This window comes from Devosia lacusdianchii (assembly GCF_022429625.1).
In the GTDB taxonomy this organism is placed as follows: domain Bacteria; phylum Pseudomonadota; class Alphaproteobacteria; order Rhizobiales; family Devosiaceae; genus Devosia; species Devosia lacusdianchii.
Map to the genome: position 1 here is coordinate 1,444,139 of NZ_CP092483.1, position 15,467 is coordinate 1,459,605.

The following is a 15,467-nucleotide window of genomic DNA, read 5'->3' on the forward strand; positions in this document are numbered from 1 at the left end:
CAGACGGCAACGGCCTGTCACTGTCAACGGGGGCGGCAGGGACAGGTTAATCCTTCCCCGGCTCCCAATCGGGGTCGGCCAGCTCGAATCCGGAGAACTGGAAGCCCGGCGCCACCGTGCATCCCACCAGCGTCCAGCCACCCGTGCTGACAGCCGACTGCCAGGCATCGCGCGGCACCACGACCTGCGGCCGCTCACCAGCATGCAGGTCATTGCCCAGGCGGTGCTCGACCACCGTCTTGCCGTCCGATATCCGCAGATTGAGCGGCGCACCGGCGTAGTAGTGCCACACCTCGACCGCATCGACGCGGTGCCAATGCGAGGCATCGCCCGCTTCGAGCAGATAATAGATCGCCGTAGACTGGGCACGACCGTCGGCGCTGACCTGGTCCTCGAATGTGCGGGCATACCAGCCGCCCTCGGGGTGGCGTTCCATCCCGAGGGTAAAGATCACATCCTTGGCGGCGAGCTTGCTCATGCGCGCTCGGCTTCCTCTAACTCGGCGCTCAGCGCCAGCCATTGCTCTTCGGTGGTCTCTAGATCAGCGCCGAATCGCGCCTTGTCTTTGCCCAACGCAATCATGCGGTCGGGAGCGCCGTTGTAGACCTTGGGGTCCTCGAGCTGGGCGTCGATTTTGCCGATTTCCACCTTCAAACGGGCGATCTTGGTTTCCGCATCCTTAATGGCGCTCTTCAGCGGCGCGATCTCGGCTCGCTTGGCCGCGGCCTCCTGCTTGTTGGCCTTGCGATCGCCCTTGGAACCGCCGCTGCCCTTACCTTCCTTGGTCGAGGTGATGTTGCGCTGGTAGCTGTCCAGATCCTCGTCCAGCTCGCGCACGGTACCGTTCTCGGCGATCCACAGCGTGTCGCAGGTCGCCTCGATCAGGTGGCGATCGTGGCTGATGATCAGCACGGCGCCTTCATAGTCGTTCAGCGCATGTACCAGTGCATCGCGGCTGTCGATATCGAGGTGGTTGGTCGGCTCGTCGAGGATCATCATCCCCGGACCGCCGAACGTGATGAGACCCATCAGCAAGCGCGCCCGCTCGCCGCCGCTCAGGTTCTTCGCCTTGGTATCCATGCGCGACTTGGTCAGCCCCATCTGGCTCAGCCGCGACCGCCGCCGGGCCTCGCTGTCCGTGGGCATCAGGTCGACGACATGCTCGAACGGCGTCCATTCGGGCTTGAGCTTGTCCATCTGGTGTTGCGCGAAATGCGCGATTTCGAGCTTCTTGCCCTTGCGCAACTGCCCGCCCATCGGGCTGATGTCGCCGGCCAAGAGCTTGGCAAAGGTCGACTTGCCATTGCCGTTGACGCCGATCAGCGCGATGCGATCTTCCGGGTCGATGCGCATGGTGACGTTTCGCAGCACCGTCCTGTCGCCATAGCCGGCCGATACGCCATCAAGCGTGATCATCGGTGTCGCCTGTTCGGCCTTGGGCTGCTGGAAGGTGAACGGCGCCGCATATTCGTCGAACATCGCCGCCGGCGGCTTCAGCTTCTCGATCATTTTCATGCGCGACTGGGCCTGCTTGGCCTTGGTGGCCTTGGCGCGGAAGCGGTCGACGAATTTCTGCAGATGGGCCACCTGGTCCAGCGCCTTGTCGCGGCTCTTGTTGTTGAGCTCCATCTGCATGCGGCGCGTCGTTTCGAACGTGTCGTAATTGCCCTTGTAGAAGGTCAGCTTGCGATGCTCGAGATGGATGATCGAATTGACCGACTTGTTGAGCAGGTCACGATCGTGGCTGATCATGAAGACGGTGTAGGGGTAGGTGGCGAGGTACTTTTCCAGCCACAGCGTGCCTTCCAGGTCGAGATAGTTGGTCGGCTCGTCGAGCAGCAGCAGGTCGGGCTGGCTGAACAGCACGCCGGCCAGTGCTACGCGCATGCGCCAGCCGCCCGACAATTCATGCGTCGGCGAATTCTGTCGATCCTGCTCGAAGCCCAGTCCCTTGAGAATGGACGAGGCCCGCGCGTCGGCGGAGTAGGCGTCGATATCGGCCAGGCGGGTATAGACCTCGCTGATCCGGTTGGGATCTGTCGCTGTCTCGGCCTCTGCCAATAGGGCCGTGCGTTCCTTGTCGGCCGCCAGCACCACTTCGAGCACGCTCTCATTGCCGGCCGGCGCTTCCTGGGCCACCGCGCCGATACGCGCCTTCCTGTTGAGCTCCATCGTCCCGGAATCGGCGCCGATATGCCCCTGGATCAGGTGAAACAGCGTCGTCTTGCCCGTGCCGTTCTTGCCCACGAAGCCGGTCTTGGAGCCAGTCGGCAGCACCACCGAAGCGTCTTCGAACAGTTCGCGGCCCTGGATGCGATAGGTGAGGTTATTGATAACGAGCATGATCAGGCAATCTAAGGAGAGGGCAGGGTCCGAAAGGCAAACGGCGCCAATGCGGCAAACGACCTGCGACAAAGTGTTTGCCGCTGGATAGAGTTAAGCAAGGCTTATGGCAACCGTTGCCGTCGCATGGTGGTCAACCGCCCCGACAGGACGGCCCTGAATTTCATCGAGGAGAGACATTCTATGCCCGCCCCCTTCACGACCCTTCCGGCCCTGTTGATCGCCGGCCTCTTCGCCAGCGCTGTCTTCGCCGAGGAGGCCCCGAGCTTCACCGACCTCTCGGCCTGCCGGCTCGACGCCGAGCGCGTGCTGCTCACGGCCACCTTTGACGGCGGCGCCTGCCAGGCCGTTGAGCCGGCCCAGCTGGCCGAGCCGCGCGGCACCATCGTTGCGGTCACTATTCCCACGGTCAGCACATCTGAAATGTGCACCATGCAGATCGTGCCTATCGCGGTAGAGCAGGTGATCGAGGCGCATGCCGACATCGCCAACCTCGATGTCACGGTCCTCGACCCGCAGAACAATGCGCAGGCGCATGGTACGGTCGAGATCGCCGATCCCGGTGCGGATTGTGTCGCACCAGCCGACTGATCGCCGCCCCGTCTTGTCTCCGTCGCAGTCTCCCGCTACAAGGCGCGACCTTTCCAACAGACCCATTCAAGGATCGACCCCATGGCGCTCGAACGCACCTTCTCCATCATCAAGCCGGATGCCGTCCGTCGTAACCTCATCGGCAAGATCATCGCCAAGTTCGAAGAAGCCGGTCTGCGTCCGATCGCCCTCAAGAAGATCCACATGACCCGCGCTCAGGCCGAAGGCTTCTACGGCGTCCATAAGGACCGCCCCTTCTTCGGCGAACTGGTCGAGCAGATGATTGCTTCGCCTGTCGTCGTTCAGGTTCTGGAAGGCGAAGGCGCCATCCTCAAGAACCGCGAAGTCATGGGCGCCACCAACCCGGCCAACGCTGCCGAAGGCACCATCCGCAAGGAATTCGCCCTCTCGATCGGCGAAAACTCGGTCCACGGTTCGGACGCTCCGGAAACCGCTGCCTCCGAGATCAAGTTCTTCTTCAACGACGACGAACTGGTCGGCTAATAAGAATGCCCTACGTCAACGTCCGTATCTTCGAGAACAACGTCACTGCCGAGCAGAAGTCCGAGGTTATCGCGGGTATTACGGACGTGTTGGTCCGCGTGCTGGACAAGCGTCCGGAAACCACCTTCGTCGTGATCGACGAAGTGCCTCAGGAGAACTGGGGCTATAAGGGCAAGTCCGTGGCCGAACTGGCCAAGCAGCCCAAGGACTGACGTGGCGCAAACCGATTGAACACCAGGCCGCCCGCCGGGCGGCCTTTTTGCTTTGTTTGTGCTATGGTGCCGGTAACACCACAGCTTATCCCGCCCCGGCGGGTCTCCCTTACCGATCCATCCGCAAGAAGTGGGCTTCCCGCTTACGCGGGAATGACGCCGTTGCTTGATCGGCGTCCCATGAAAGAAACGCATTGTCCCTTCCCGAGACCATTCTCGCCCCGCTCGCCCGTGCCCTTGCTGCCAAAGGCTACGAGACCCTGACGCCCGTCCAGGCCGCTATCATCGAAGACGAAACCGCCGGCCGCGACCTGCTCGTCTCCGCCCAGACCGGCTCCGGTAAGACCGTCGCCTTCGGCATGGCCATCGCCCCGACGCTGCTCGGCGACGCCGAGCGCTTCACCGAAATCGGCGCCCCGCTGGCCCTCGTCATCGCACCCACCCGCGAACTGGCCCTGCAGGTGCAGCGCGAGCTCGATTGGCTCTATGCCGAAGCCGGCGCCAAGACCGCGTCCTGCGTCGGTGGCATGGATGCCCGCACCGAACGCCGCGCCCTCGATCGCGGCGCCCACATCGTCGTCGGCACGCCCGGCCGCCTGCGTGATCACATCACGCGCGGCGGTCTCGACATGTCCGCGCTTCGCGCCGTCGTGCTCGACGAGGCCGACGAAATGCTCGATCTCGGCTTCCGCGAAGACCTTGAATTCATTCTCGACGCCGCCCCCGAAGATCGCCGCACGTTGCTTTTCTCCGCAACCGTCCCCAAGCCGATCGCCCAGCTCGCCAAAACCTTCCAGCGCGACGCGCTGCGCGTCGCCGCCACCAGCGCCAACGAGCAGCATGCCGACATCGACTACAAGCTGATGCTGGTTCCTGCAGCCGAGCGCGAAAACGCCATCATCAACACGCTGCTCTATTTCGAGGCGGTCAACACCATCGTCTTCGCCTCCACCCGCGAAGGCGTGAAGCACCTCTCTGCGCGGCTCCACAATAGGGGCTTCGACGTCGTTACCCTCTCGGGCGAACTCTCCCAGGCCGAGCGCACCAATGCGCTGCAATCCATGCGCGACGGTCGCGCCCGCATCTGCGTCGCCACTGACGTCGCCGCCCGCGGCATCGATCTGCCCAATCTCGACCTCGTCATCCACGCCGATCTGCCGACCAATCCCGATACGCTGCTGCACCGTTCGGGCCGCACCGGCCGGGCAGGGCGCAAGGGCACCTGCGTCATCATCTCGCCGATGCATCGCCGCAACGTTGCCCAGCGCGTCCTCAAAACCGCCAAGCTCGACGTTACCATGATGGCGCCGCCCTCCGCCGAGGCCATCGAAGCCCGCTATCGCGAGAGCATCCTCGCCAACGACATGCTGAGCAAACCCATCGCTGAAGACGAAACCGATTTCATCGCCCAGCTCATGGCCCGCCATTCCGCTGAGGCCATTGCCGCCGCTTACCTGCGTCAGCAGCTCGCCGCGCGCCCCGCGCCCGAGGATGTGTCCGATGCTCCGGTCTTCGACAAACCCGGCGACAAGGACCCGCGCACCCGCGAAAAGTTCGAGGGCGGCACCTGGTTCAAGGTCTCCGTCGGCCGCAAGCACAAGGCCGAGCCGCGCTGGCTGCTGCCCATGCTGTGCAAGGCCGGCAACGTCACCAAGACCGCCATCGGCTCGATCCGCATTTTCGACACCGAATCCATCTTTGAAGTCGCCGCCCAGAAGGCCGACGCCTTTGCCCGCAGCATCGAGAAGAACGGCTCGGGCGAACGCGGCGTCACCATCTCCGCTGTCGACGGCCCCGGCGAACGCCGCTCCGGTCCGCCCCCGTCCCAGCGTCGTCCCCCAGGTCCCGTCGAACGCTACGACCCCAACGCACCGCGCCCCGAGCGCGCCGACCGCAAGGCCCGCTATGGCTCGGCTGGCCTCCGCCCGGATGATCTTGAAGCTCCGGCATCCACCGGCGGCTGGAACCCCGCAGGCGACGAACCGCGCGCCCCACGCCCGGACTTCGACAAGCCCCGCCCGCCCAAAGTGAGCAAGGCTCCGCCAAGCAAGGACAAGGGCAAGCCCAAATGGGCCGGCAAGCCCGCCGATGGCGCCCCCTTCGCCAAGAAGGAAAAGCCCGCCAAGAAAGACCACAAGCCAAAGCGCAAACCACAGGTCTAGGGCACCGGCCGAAGTTCTCCCCCCTTCTCCCCTCGTGGGAGAAGGTGCCCGAAGGGCGGATGAGGGGGCACGCGCAACCCAAGGCCCGCTCGTGGCATTCACACCCGCCGGCGTTCCCTCGGGCTTGACCCGAGGGCCACTCTCAGCACAGCACAGGCAGCGGAATACCCGCGGATCAAGTCCGCGGGCAGCACCGGTGGGTGAAATGTGGAAGTGGGCTAAGCCTACTTCCGCGCCTTCACATCGATCTCCGGCTTGGCCACCGCCCCGCCATTCGTCACCGAACCCGCCAGCCCATCCAGCGTCCCCCCGCTCAGCCCCAGCTCGCTCATCAGCGCATCGATGAGCGGCGCTTGGCTGCGATAGCGCAATGCAGCCGCCACCGCCTGATCGGCCAGACCGCCGCCGGCAACACCCGCACCTTCGCCGCCACCATTCTGGCTCGACCCATTCAGCCCATCGACATGCAGGATCTTGATCCCGTCTATATTCTGCATCGGCTTGACGCTCTCGGCGATGATCTGGGGCAGGGCCTCGATCAGCTTGATCCGTACCTGCATGGCGATCTGCTCGGCGTTGAGCGTGTTGCTCGCCTCGTTGACATTGCGCTTGCCCTCGGCCTCGACCTTGTAGATGGCCGCCAGCGCCTCGGCGCGCAGCTTTTCGGAATCGGCCGAACCCTTCGCCGCCACGCGCACCTTCTCGGCGTCTGCAGTAGCGCCGATGCGTACGGCCTCGGCCCGGTCCGCCGCCGCCGCCTTCTCGGCCTCGGCCGCCACGGTGATCGAGATCGCCGCCTGCTCGGCTGCCTTGCGGGCTTCGATCAGCTGGATCGCCTTTTCGCGTTCCGCCACCGCCGTCTGCCGCGATGTCGTGACCTCCTCTGCGGCCTTTGCCGCGAGGGCGCGCGCCTCGTCAGCGGCAGCGTCGGCAACGGACTTCTCCTTGCTCTTCACTGCCACGGCAATGTCGCGCGCCTGCTCGGCCAGTGAGATTTGCTTGGCCTTTTCCACCGCCGCTGCTTCCACGGCCAGTGCCGTGGCAATCTCGCGTTCCTGCACGATCTGGCTCGAGGCAATATCGGACTCGCGCACCTGCTGCGCCGCCAGGATGCGCGCTTGTTCGGCTTCGCGCTCGCGATCCGATTGCTGCTGCTTGATCAGCGAGCTCTGCTCGGCCTGCCGCACCTGGATTTCACGCTCCTGTTCCAGTCGCGCAAACTCCTGGTCGCGGCTGATCTGGTATTTCTGCGCCTGGGCATCGAAATTCTTGCGCTCGATCAACACCTGCGTTTCCTGCTCGATGTCGTTGCGGGCCTTGCGCCGTTCCTCGATCGCCTGCGTCAGTTTGGTGAGACCTTCCGCGTCGAAGGCATTGTCCGGATTGAAGAATTCGCGATTGGTCTGGTCGAGCCCGGTCAGCGACACCGATTCCAACTCCAGCCCGTTCTTGAGAATGTCTTCCGACACGGCCGCCTGCACCTTCTGCACGAAGTTTACGCGCTGCTCGTGCAATTCCTCCATCGCCATCTCGGCCGCCACCGCGCGCAGCGCATCGACGAACTTGCCTTCCACCAGCTCCTTGAGCGCCGCCGGCTCCATCGTCCGCCGGCCCAGCGTCTGCGCCGCATTGGCGATGGATTCGATCACCGGCTGCACGCGCACATAGAACTCGGCCTGCACATCGACGCGCATGCGATCCTTGGTGATCAGCGCCTGGTCCGCCGCGCGCCGCACTTCGAGCCGCAGCGTGTTCATGTTGACCGGGATCTGCTCATGCAGCACCGGGAACACCAGCGCGCCGCCATTCATGATCACCTTCTGCCCGCCAAAGCCGGTGCGCACGAAGCTCACCTCCTTGGACGACCGGCGATAGAGGCGCGCAAACACCATGCCGATGGCAAAGAGCGCGACGAGGATCACGGCAAGTATGATCAGGATGTCGTTGAGGGATTGGGACACGGGGCTGAACTCCTGGATCGGGGTTGGCGGCGTTGCTTGGATAGTGGTTGTCGGCAGAGTATTCGGATCAGGCGGCGGCGCTAGGTCGACAATGTCCTGGGTCGTCGTCGGCGGCGGGATGTCGGGCAATGGCCCGGCGTCGCCAGGCGGCGTCTTGGCCTTGGGCATCAGTCAGCCGGTTTGAGTTTGGTGATCGCTCGGTAGACCGGCCCCTCCTGGGCAATGATCACCACCTCCGAACCCTCCGGCATGTTCGGCTCGCCCTCATCGGGCTCAACCAGCACGTAATGCGTCTTGCCGTGAATATCTGTGAGCTTTGCTTCAGCCGGATGACCCTTGCCGGCTATGCCGCGGAACACCGTCGCGACCCGACCGACAAAAGCCTTGGTGCTGACGGCCTCGCTCTCTTCCTTGGGCATGATCCTGGCCAGCGCCAGCCCGACATGCCGCGTCACAAAGGCCGCACCAATGGCAGCGGGCACGCTGGCGATCCAGGGGTCGATGGCAAAGCCGATCGTCCGGCGCAGCACATCCTGCCCGATGAAACCGATGAGCCCGAAGCTGGCGGAGATGAGGATGAGCACGACGAGGGCAGGGAGCTTGCCGAAGCTCAGCCAGCTCAGCGTCTGGCTCAGAGGCCCAAGCTCTACCCCATCGACGTCAGCATCGAAATCCGGCAGGGCGCTGTCGACCACGGCCGACGGCTGGGCGCCGAGCAACAGGCCCAGCAATTCGATCAATGCAATGGCAAGAGTCAGCCCAAGCGCGACGACGAACGGCGCAGTCTCGCTTGCAAACACGTCCATCGGCTAGCCTCCTGCTGGTCGATTGGGCCTGATTGTCCGTCGGTTCGGACTGTACAATTCTATATCGAGGCCGCAGCCCCCCGGGTCAAGATTGCGATCTCTTTATCAGACAGTTTCAATTGCACCGGTTTTCACTGTCGCCGCGCCGATTTGCTTGGCCAGTTCTGCGATGTCGTCGGCGAATTTCGTCGCGCCGAGATCGGTATGTTCCGACCAATGCCCGAACTTGCGCAGCATGGGCAGGAATGCCGCCAATTCAGCCGCATCCCAGCCACTGAGAAAATCACCCATAATCAGGAACTTGTAGGCGCGCACCGCCCGCACCACTGTCCGTCCGGCATCGGTCAGCTCGATGATCGTGCGCCGCGCATCGGCCTGGCTCACAGCCCGCCGCGCGTAGCCCATCTCCACCATCTCGCTGACCACCCGGCTCGCGCGCGACGGGTCGATGGCGAGCCGCTCCGCAACCGATGCCACCATGGTTTCGCCGGCGGCCATCTCGCCGAATTCATCGACCGGTGCCTCGATCGCGAACAGTACGTCGAGCTGTGCCAGGTCCAGCCCGATCTTGAGGTCCGCCAGGGCCCGGTGTCCCAGTTCGCGCTTCTGCGCCCGCCGCCGCCAATTCTGCAACAGGGCATCGATGCCGATCGTCGCCTCGGCCGTGGCCTCCGAGATTCCGGCCTTGCGCAACAGCAGGTTGATGTCGGTCGTGCCGCCGGTATGGGGCATGGCAGTCCTCGCAATTTCGCATGCTTCTCACAATTGCATGCTATTGACATGTAATTGCTGTAGGCAGATATATGCCTCAGTAACGCAATCCGCAAGTGAACGGCCGAATCCGGCCTCACCTGCGGGCAAAGGATCGCCCAATGTCCGAGAACACTCAATCCGTCGACGCGTCGCAGACGCGTTCGGCCGCCGACGCGTCGCAGGCGCAGTCGGTGGGCCTTATCATCGGTGCTGTTGCCGTCACGCTGCTGCTGGCCTCGCTCGGCCAGACCATCGTTTCGACTGCCTTGCCGACCATCGTCACCGAGCTCGGCGGCCTCGATCACCTCACCTGGGTGGTCATCGCCTATTTGCTGAGCTCCACCGTGGTCGCGCCGATCTACGGCAAGCTGGGCGACCTCTATGGTCGCAAGATCGTGCTGCAGGCCGCCATCGTCATCTTCCTGATCGGCGCGACGCTATCGGCCTTCGCCAATTCCATGACCTTCCTCATCCTCGCTCGCACGGTGCAGGGTCTGGGCGGCGGTGGCCTCATGGTCGTCGCCATGACTGTGGTCGCCGATATCATTCCACCCCGCCAGCGCGGCAAGGTTCAGGGCATTTTCGGCGCCGTCTTCGGGGTGGCCACCGTTGTTGGTCCGTTGCTCGGCGGCTTCATCGTCGAACACCTGAGCTGGCGCTGGATTTTCATCATCAACCTGCCGCTCGGCCTGCTGGCGCTCGCCGTTATCGGCGTCGCCCTCAAGCCACGGGCGGATCGGGTCTCGCACAAGATCGACTATATGGGCTTCGTCCTGCTGACCGCGGCGCTCTCTGCTTTCGTGCTGGCCACCAGCCTGGGTGGCAACACCTTCCCCTGGCTGTCGGTACAAATCATCGGCCTCGTCGCTCTTGCGGCCGCAACGCTCGCGGCCTTCATCTGGGTTGAAGCCCACGCGTCCGAGCCGGTGCTGCCGCTCCAGCTCTTCCGCAACAACACCTTCCTGGTCACCAATTCCATTGGCTTCCTCGTTGGCATGGCCATGTTCGGGTCGATCACCTTCCTGCCCATGTATCTGCAGATCGCCAAGGGCATATCGCCCACCAATTCGGCGTTCCAGCTTCTGCCCATGATGGTCGGCCTCATCGGCGCCTCGACCCTGTCCGGCTTCGTCATGAGCAAGACCGGCCGCTACAAGATCCTGCCAATCCTGGCGACGGTAGTCCTCTTTGTCGGCCTGCTGCTGCTCGGTATGATGCGTCTGGATACGCCCGACTGGCAGATCGCCGTCTATATGTTCATCGTCGGCCTCGGGATCGGTCCGGTGAACAGTGTCGGCGTCACTGCAACCCAGAATGCCGTGCCGCGGTCCCTCGTTGGTGTCGCCACCGCCGGCTCGACGCTGTTCCGCCAGATTGGCGGCTCCATCGGCGTCTCGGTCTTCGGCGCCATCTTCTCGAGCGGCCTCGCCGCGCAACTGGGCGACGTGATGCCGGCGCATGGCCCGGGCGCGTTCAACGCCAAGGCCATCGCCGAGCTACCGGAAGCTGTCCGCGTTCAGGTGCTCGAAGGCTTCGCCGCGGCCCTCCACCCGGTGTTCCTCACCGCAGCCGCTGCGGCGATCATCGCCTTCGGCCTGTCCTTCCTGCTCAAGGAACTGCCGCTGGCCACCACGCTGCGCACCGAACCCGAGGCCGAGATCGATGCCGAGGAACACGCCACCGCTGCCGCTGTTGGCGCACCCATCGTCGCATCGCGCTAGTCCCATGCTTCCCCAGACCATCTCATGGCCCGGGGAAGCTCTTCCGCTTTCCCACTGCCCCACCTATGTCTTTGCGGCGCGTGGACGACCTCGCGTTTTCGCTCATCGGCCGGGACGACCCGCCAATGCAAGGAGAGATCCCAATGGCTTGGGTCTATCTCGTCATCGCCGGCCTGTTTGAGATGGGCTGGGCGATTGGCCTCAAATACACCGACGGCTTCACCAAGCTCGTTCCCACCACGCTCACCGTCGGCGCCATGATCATCAGCGTCGTGCTTCTGGGCATCGCCCTTCGCGACCTGCCTGTTGGCACGGGCTACGCCGTCTGGACCGGCATTGGCACCGTCGGCACCGCGCTGCTCGGCATGTACCTGTTCGGCGACCCGGCAACCGCTGCCCGTCTGGCCAGTATCGGCCTGATCGTTGCCGGCATCATCGGGCTCAAGCTGGTGTCATAAGGAACTAACGCTTCCCGCAGGTTTGGTCTGCGGGAAGTACCCATAGCTTCAATCGGTTAGGCGGATTCTCGGAATCAGTCGGCCAGCGCCTTGAATCACTTTCTCAGTTGCCCGACTGTGGCAAAAAAGCTGATGTTCCATCCGAACATGGGCCGCTCCCAAAATTGTTAATGGTCAAATCAGCTATCCTTGTTAGATTCACGGCATAGGAATGCCGAACTCGCGTCGCCGGCCCCCCAATAGTCTTGGAGAGCAATAGTGCCCTTGCGCTGGCAGGAAGTGGCTGTGCCACTGTTCGTAATCGTTTCGCTTCTGGTTCTGAAATACGTCCCCTTTACCGCCGGTCTGCCGCTTGCTCGCGCTGCGGGTGTTGTCGCCTTTGGCTATGCAGCTTTCCTTGCATTACGCCTCGTACAGAGCGAAGAGGCCGTCAGCGTCGATGGCTGGTCGGAACTGCGGCCATCGATGGTCGAATATTTCGCCTGCTACGGTGCGGCCGCCCTTGCCGTGGTGCTGATGTCCGCCGTCATTTTCATCGGCGGTACCAAGCACGTCGAAGCAACCCAGATGCTCGCTACCTTCGCCGCCTCGGTCTTGCTGGGGGCAGGGGCCATTGGCATTGGCCTCGGCGGCCTGTTCAACCGCGTCCGCTGGAACAATACCCTGCTTGAACACAAGACCGCCTTTGGCCGCGAGACCAAGCTGGCCTGGTCCGACGTGCGGGTTGTCCGCCCCAACTGGCGTGGTGTCACCATCACCACGCACGACGCTCAAAAGGTCACCTTCTCCCAATTCCACTCCGGCGCCGCCCAGCTTGCCATCCACGCGACCAACCGCGCCCGCCGCAACGCCGAAACGAGCACGAAGGCTTTCGCGACCCTCTGAGCTGGCCGCAGAAAAATCGCTCCGATGGAGCTTTTTGGCCCGGAGGCCACGAAGGCTGCGCCCGAATGATTGGGCTGTGTGCAAGTGAAAGGTGTTGGTGAGGGCAATATCCAATACACGCACCAGCGTTCCCTCGGGCTCGACCCGAGAGCCACTCCCAACACGGCACAAGCGGCGATAGACCTCGGATCAGCCGAAGGTGACGATCGAGCAAGCGGCAATCTCCACCACCACGATGTCATTCCGGCCCCCGGGTCGCTTCGCGCCCGAGGACAGGCTGCGGCCGTAATCAATGTCCGTGGCGATCCGCGCCAATCACCCCTTCGCCAATCACACCCACCGGGTCGTCACCCTCGGGCTTGACCCGAGGGCTCTGCACTTTCTGAGCGCCGGCTAAAGCATAGACCCCTCGGGTCAAGCCCGAGGGTGACGATCGAGGGCGAGGATGACACTCCCACCCTATTCCCCTTATCCCCGCCCTCAACACCCATGCCATACTTCCCCCGTTGCCCACGTCAGAGCCCAGTCATGACGAGTGATGGTCGTGGGGATAGCCGGAGGAGGAGGGGTCGCCTTCCTTGTGCGGGGGAAATTCGGCAGCCGCGCCTGCAATATTGGTAGCGCCTGAACCCGGACCCGCTAGACAACCCGGCATGGTGGCGAGGCAACTGCCTCAACACAAACTACCCATCGAGGCAGATGCCTCGCCACCATCGCTCTACTCGCGGGCGAACACGGGACGACACGACAACCGCACCACAGGCGGCGCTTCCGCACGCATTCACGTCGCGAATGCCGCCCATCACCCCAATTCAATTGAGCGCCGGCCCGCCCTCGGCTACTTTCGCGCCATGAACCAATCTGTCGCCATTCGCACCGCCCGCTCGGTCTGCCCGCATGATTGCCCATCCGCCTGCGCGCTAGATGTCGACATCATCGATAACGGCACCATCGGCCGCGTTCGTGGCGCCAAGGATGATCCCTATACGGCCGGCGTCATCTGCGAAAAAGTCGCCCGCTACGCCGAGCGCGTCCACCACCCGGAGCGCCTGACCCAGCCGCTGCGTCGTGTCGGCCCCAAAGGCGCCGGCCAGTGGCAGCCCATCTCCTGGGACGAAGCCCTCGACGAAATCGCCGCTCGCTTCACCGCCATCGAAGCCGAACACGGCGCTGAAGCCATCTGGCCCTATTACTACGCCGGCACTATGGGCCACGTGCACCGCGACGGCATCGACCGCCTGCGCGCCGCCAAGGGCTATTCCCGCCAATACGACACCATCTGCACCGGCACCGCCTGGCCGGGCTTCATCGCCGGCACCGGCATGCTCGGCGGCGTCAATCCCGAGCAGATGGCCGAAAGCGACTGCGTCGTCATCTGGGGCACCAATGCCGTGCACACCCAGGTCAACGTCATGACCCATGCCATGCGCGCCAGGAAGGAACGCAAGGCCAAGGTCGTCGTCATCGACATCTACGAAACCGCCACCATGGCCCAGGCCGACATGGGCCTCGTGCTGCGCCCCGGCACCGACGGTGCGCTGGCCGTTTCGGTCATGCACATCCTGCTGCGCGACAACCTCGCCGATCGCGCCTACATGGCCAAATACACCGACTTTGGTCCCGACTTCGAAGCCCATCTCGCGACCAAAACGCCGGAATGGGCCGCCGAGATCACTGGCCTTTCCGTCGAGCAGATCACCGCCTTCGCCCACCTCGTCGGCACCACTCCGCGCAGCTACTTCCGCCTCGGCTATGGCTTCACCCGCCAGCGCAATGGTTCCACCGCCATGCATGCGGCACTCTGTATCCCCGCCATGACCGGCGCCTGGCAGCATCGCGGCGGTGGCGCCTTCCACTCCAATTCCGGTACCTGGAAGCTCGACAAGTCCCGCCTCGAAGGCACGCATCTGCAAAAGGGCGACCCACGCTGGCTCGACATGTCCGAAATTGGCCCCATCCTGTCAGGCGACGCCAAGGCTCTCAAGGGCGGCGGTCAGGTCAAGGCCATGATCGTCCAGAACACCAACCCGGCCTCGGTCGCGCCCGACCAGACGCGCACCCATGCTGGCTTCGCCCGCGAGGACCTCTTCCTCGTCGTGCACGAACAGTTCATGACCGAAACGGCTGAGTTTGCCGATATCGTCCTGCCGGCCACCATGTTCCTCGAACACAATGACTATTACACCCGTGGCGGCCACACCCGTGTCCTCTACGGCCCCGCCGTCATCGAGCGCCTCGCCGGCACCAAATCCAACCACGAAGTCATCAACGCCCTGGCCCTGCGCCTCGGCCTCGACGACGACATTTTCCGCACCACCGACCGCGACGTTGTCGCCGAAACCTTCCGCCGCTCGAACTATCCCGATCTGGCTGAGGTCGAGAAGTCGGGCTTCGTCGATCGCGAGCGTCCCGATTCCGTCGCCCGTTTTGCCGACGGCTTTGCCTGGCCCGACAAGCGCTTCCGCTTCGCCCCCGACTGGGAGGCAACCCGCATTAAGAAGGGCTATCTCTGGACGTGCGATCCCGCCGATATGCCGCGCTTCGCCGACCATTGGGACATCATCGAGGCTGCCGATGCGGAGCACCCGTTCCGCCTCGCCACCAGCCCGGCCCGTGCCTTCCTCAATTCCAGCTTCAACGAAACCCCCGGCAGCCAGAAGCGCGAAGGCGTTCCCTCGGTCTTCATCCATCCCGATGACGCTGCACGGCTCGGCATTGCCGACGGCGAATTCGTCACCGTCGGCAATGGCAGGGGCAATGTCGACCTCACCGCCCGTATCCGCACCGGCCTGCCCACCGGCGTGCTGATTGCCGAGGGACTGCACCAGAACAAGGCCCACCGCGGCGGCAAAGGCATCAACACCCTGACCAACGCCACGCCAGCCCCACCCTTCGGCGGCGCCACCTTCCACGACGCAGCGGTCTGGATCAGGCGGGCTGAGCTTCAGTAGCGCATTTGGCACCCCCACTCACTGCACGTCACCCTCGGGCTTGACCCGAGGGCTCTTCACTTGCCGAGTGCTGATGAAGTGCAGTCCCCTCGGGTCAAGCCCGAGGATGACGATCGAGTT

General features: G+C 63.9%; 13 protein-coding genes. 8 read left to right on the forward strand and 5 right to left on the reverse strand.

The window, feature by feature from the left end:
• Positions 1-46: 46 nt before the first annotated feature.
• Entirely contained in the window at positions 47-478 is a 432-nt protein-coding gene (locus MF606_RS07035) for a cupin domain-containing protein (protein ID WP_240233098.1), read from the reverse strand.
• Positions 475-2,343, reverse strand: a complete 1,869-nt coding sequence (locus tag MF606_RS07040; RefSeq protein WP_240233099.1) for an ABC-F family ATP-binding cassette domain-containing protein — start codon at positions 2,341-2,343, stop codon at positions 475-477. The genes MF606_RS07035 and MF606_RS07040 overlap by 4 nt, the downstream gene beginning before the upstream one ends.
• A 183-nt stretch (positions 2,344-2,526) precedes the next feature.
• Here MF606_RS07040 and MF606_RS07045 point away from each other — a divergent pair, with 183 nt between their 5' ends.
• From MF606_RS07045 to MF606_RS07060, 4 genes are all read left to right on the forward strand, one after another.
• On the forward strand, positions 2,527-2,934 hold the full coding sequence (locus MF606_RS07045) for a hypothetical protein (RefSeq protein WP_240233100.1): 408 nt from the start codon (positions 2,527-2,529) through the stop codon (positions 2,932-2,934).
• 81 nt (positions 2,935-3,015) lie between these two features.
• On the forward strand, positions 3,016-3,438 hold the full coding sequence (gene ndk, locus MF606_RS07050; protein ID WP_201655129.1) for a nucleoside-diphosphate kinase: 423 nt from the start codon (positions 3,016-3,018) through the stop codon (positions 3,436-3,438).
• 5 nt (positions 3,439-3,443) lie between these two features.
• Positions 3,444-3,650 (forward strand): tautomerase family protein, encoded by a 207-nt coding sequence (locus tag MF606_RS07055; RefSeq protein ID WP_240233101.1) that lies wholly within the window; start codon positions 3,444-3,446, stop codon positions 3,648-3,650.
• A 194-nt stretch (positions 3,651-3,844) separates the two neighbouring features.
• On the forward strand, positions 3,845-5,812 hold the full coding sequence (locus MF606_RS07060) for a DEAD/DEAH box helicase (RefSeq protein ID WP_240233102.1): 1,968 nt from the start codon (positions 3,845-3,847) through the stop codon (positions 5,810-5,812).
• Positions 5,813-6,036: 224 nt separating this feature from the next.
• Here MF606_RS07060 and MF606_RS07065 read toward each other — a convergent pair whose 3' ends face one another.
• The 3 genes from MF606_RS07065 to MF606_RS07075 form a co-directional block, all read right to left on the reverse strand.
• Positions 6,037-7,941, reverse strand: a complete 1,905-nt coding sequence (locus tag MF606_RS07065; RefSeq protein ID WP_240233103.1) for a flotillin family protein — start codon at positions 7,939-7,941, stop codon at positions 6,037-6,039.
• On the reverse strand, positions 7,941-8,579 hold the full coding sequence (locus tag MF606_RS07070) for an OB-fold-containig protein (protein ID WP_240233104.1): 639 nt from the start codon (positions 8,577-8,579) through the stop codon (positions 7,941-7,943). Before MF606_RS07070 ends, MF606_RS07065 begins: the two co-directional genes overlap by 1 nt.
• A gap of 105 nt (positions 8,580-8,684) precedes the next feature.
• Positions 8,685-9,311 carry a MarR family winged helix-turn-helix transcriptional regulator gene (locus MF606_RS07075; RefSeq protein ID WP_240233105.1) on the reverse strand — a complete coding sequence of 209 codons (627 nt, stop codon included), beginning with the start codon at positions 9,309-9,311 and terminating at the stop codon, positions 8,685-8,687.
• 140 nt (positions 9,312-9,451) lie between these two features.
• Here MF606_RS07075 and MF606_RS07080 point away from each other — a divergent pair, with 140 nt between their 5' ends.
• The 4 genes from MF606_RS07080 (at position 9,452) to MF606_RS07095 (ending at position 15,347) form a co-directional block, all read left to right on the forward strand.
• Positions 9,452-11,053: an MDR family MFS transporter gene (locus MF606_RS07080; protein ID WP_240233106.1), complete on the forward strand. Its 1,602-nt coding sequence runs from the start codon at positions 9,452-9,454 to the stop codon at positions 11,051-11,053.
• 143 nt (positions 11,054-11,196) lie between these two features.
• Positions 11,197-11,511 carry a quaternary ammonium compound efflux SMR transporter SugE gene (gene sugE / locus MF606_RS07085; protein WP_240233107.1) on the forward strand — a complete coding sequence of 105 codons (315 nt, stop codon included), beginning with the start codon at positions 11,197-11,199 and terminating at the stop codon, positions 11,509-11,511.
• Between the two features lie 258 nt (positions 11,512-11,769).
• A complete protein-coding gene (locus MF606_RS07090; protein ID WP_240233108.1) occupies positions 11,770-12,396 on the forward strand; it encodes a hypothetical protein in 627 nt (208 codons plus the stop codon).
• Between the two features lie 851 nt (positions 12,397-13,247).
• Positions 13,248-15,347, forward strand: coding sequence for a molybdopterin-containing oxidoreductase family protein (locus MF606_RS07095; RefSeq protein WP_240233109.1), 2,100 nt, complete (start codon positions 13,248-13,250; stop codon positions 15,345-15,347).
• The last annotated feature ends 120 nt before the right edge of the window (positions 15,348-15,467 follow it).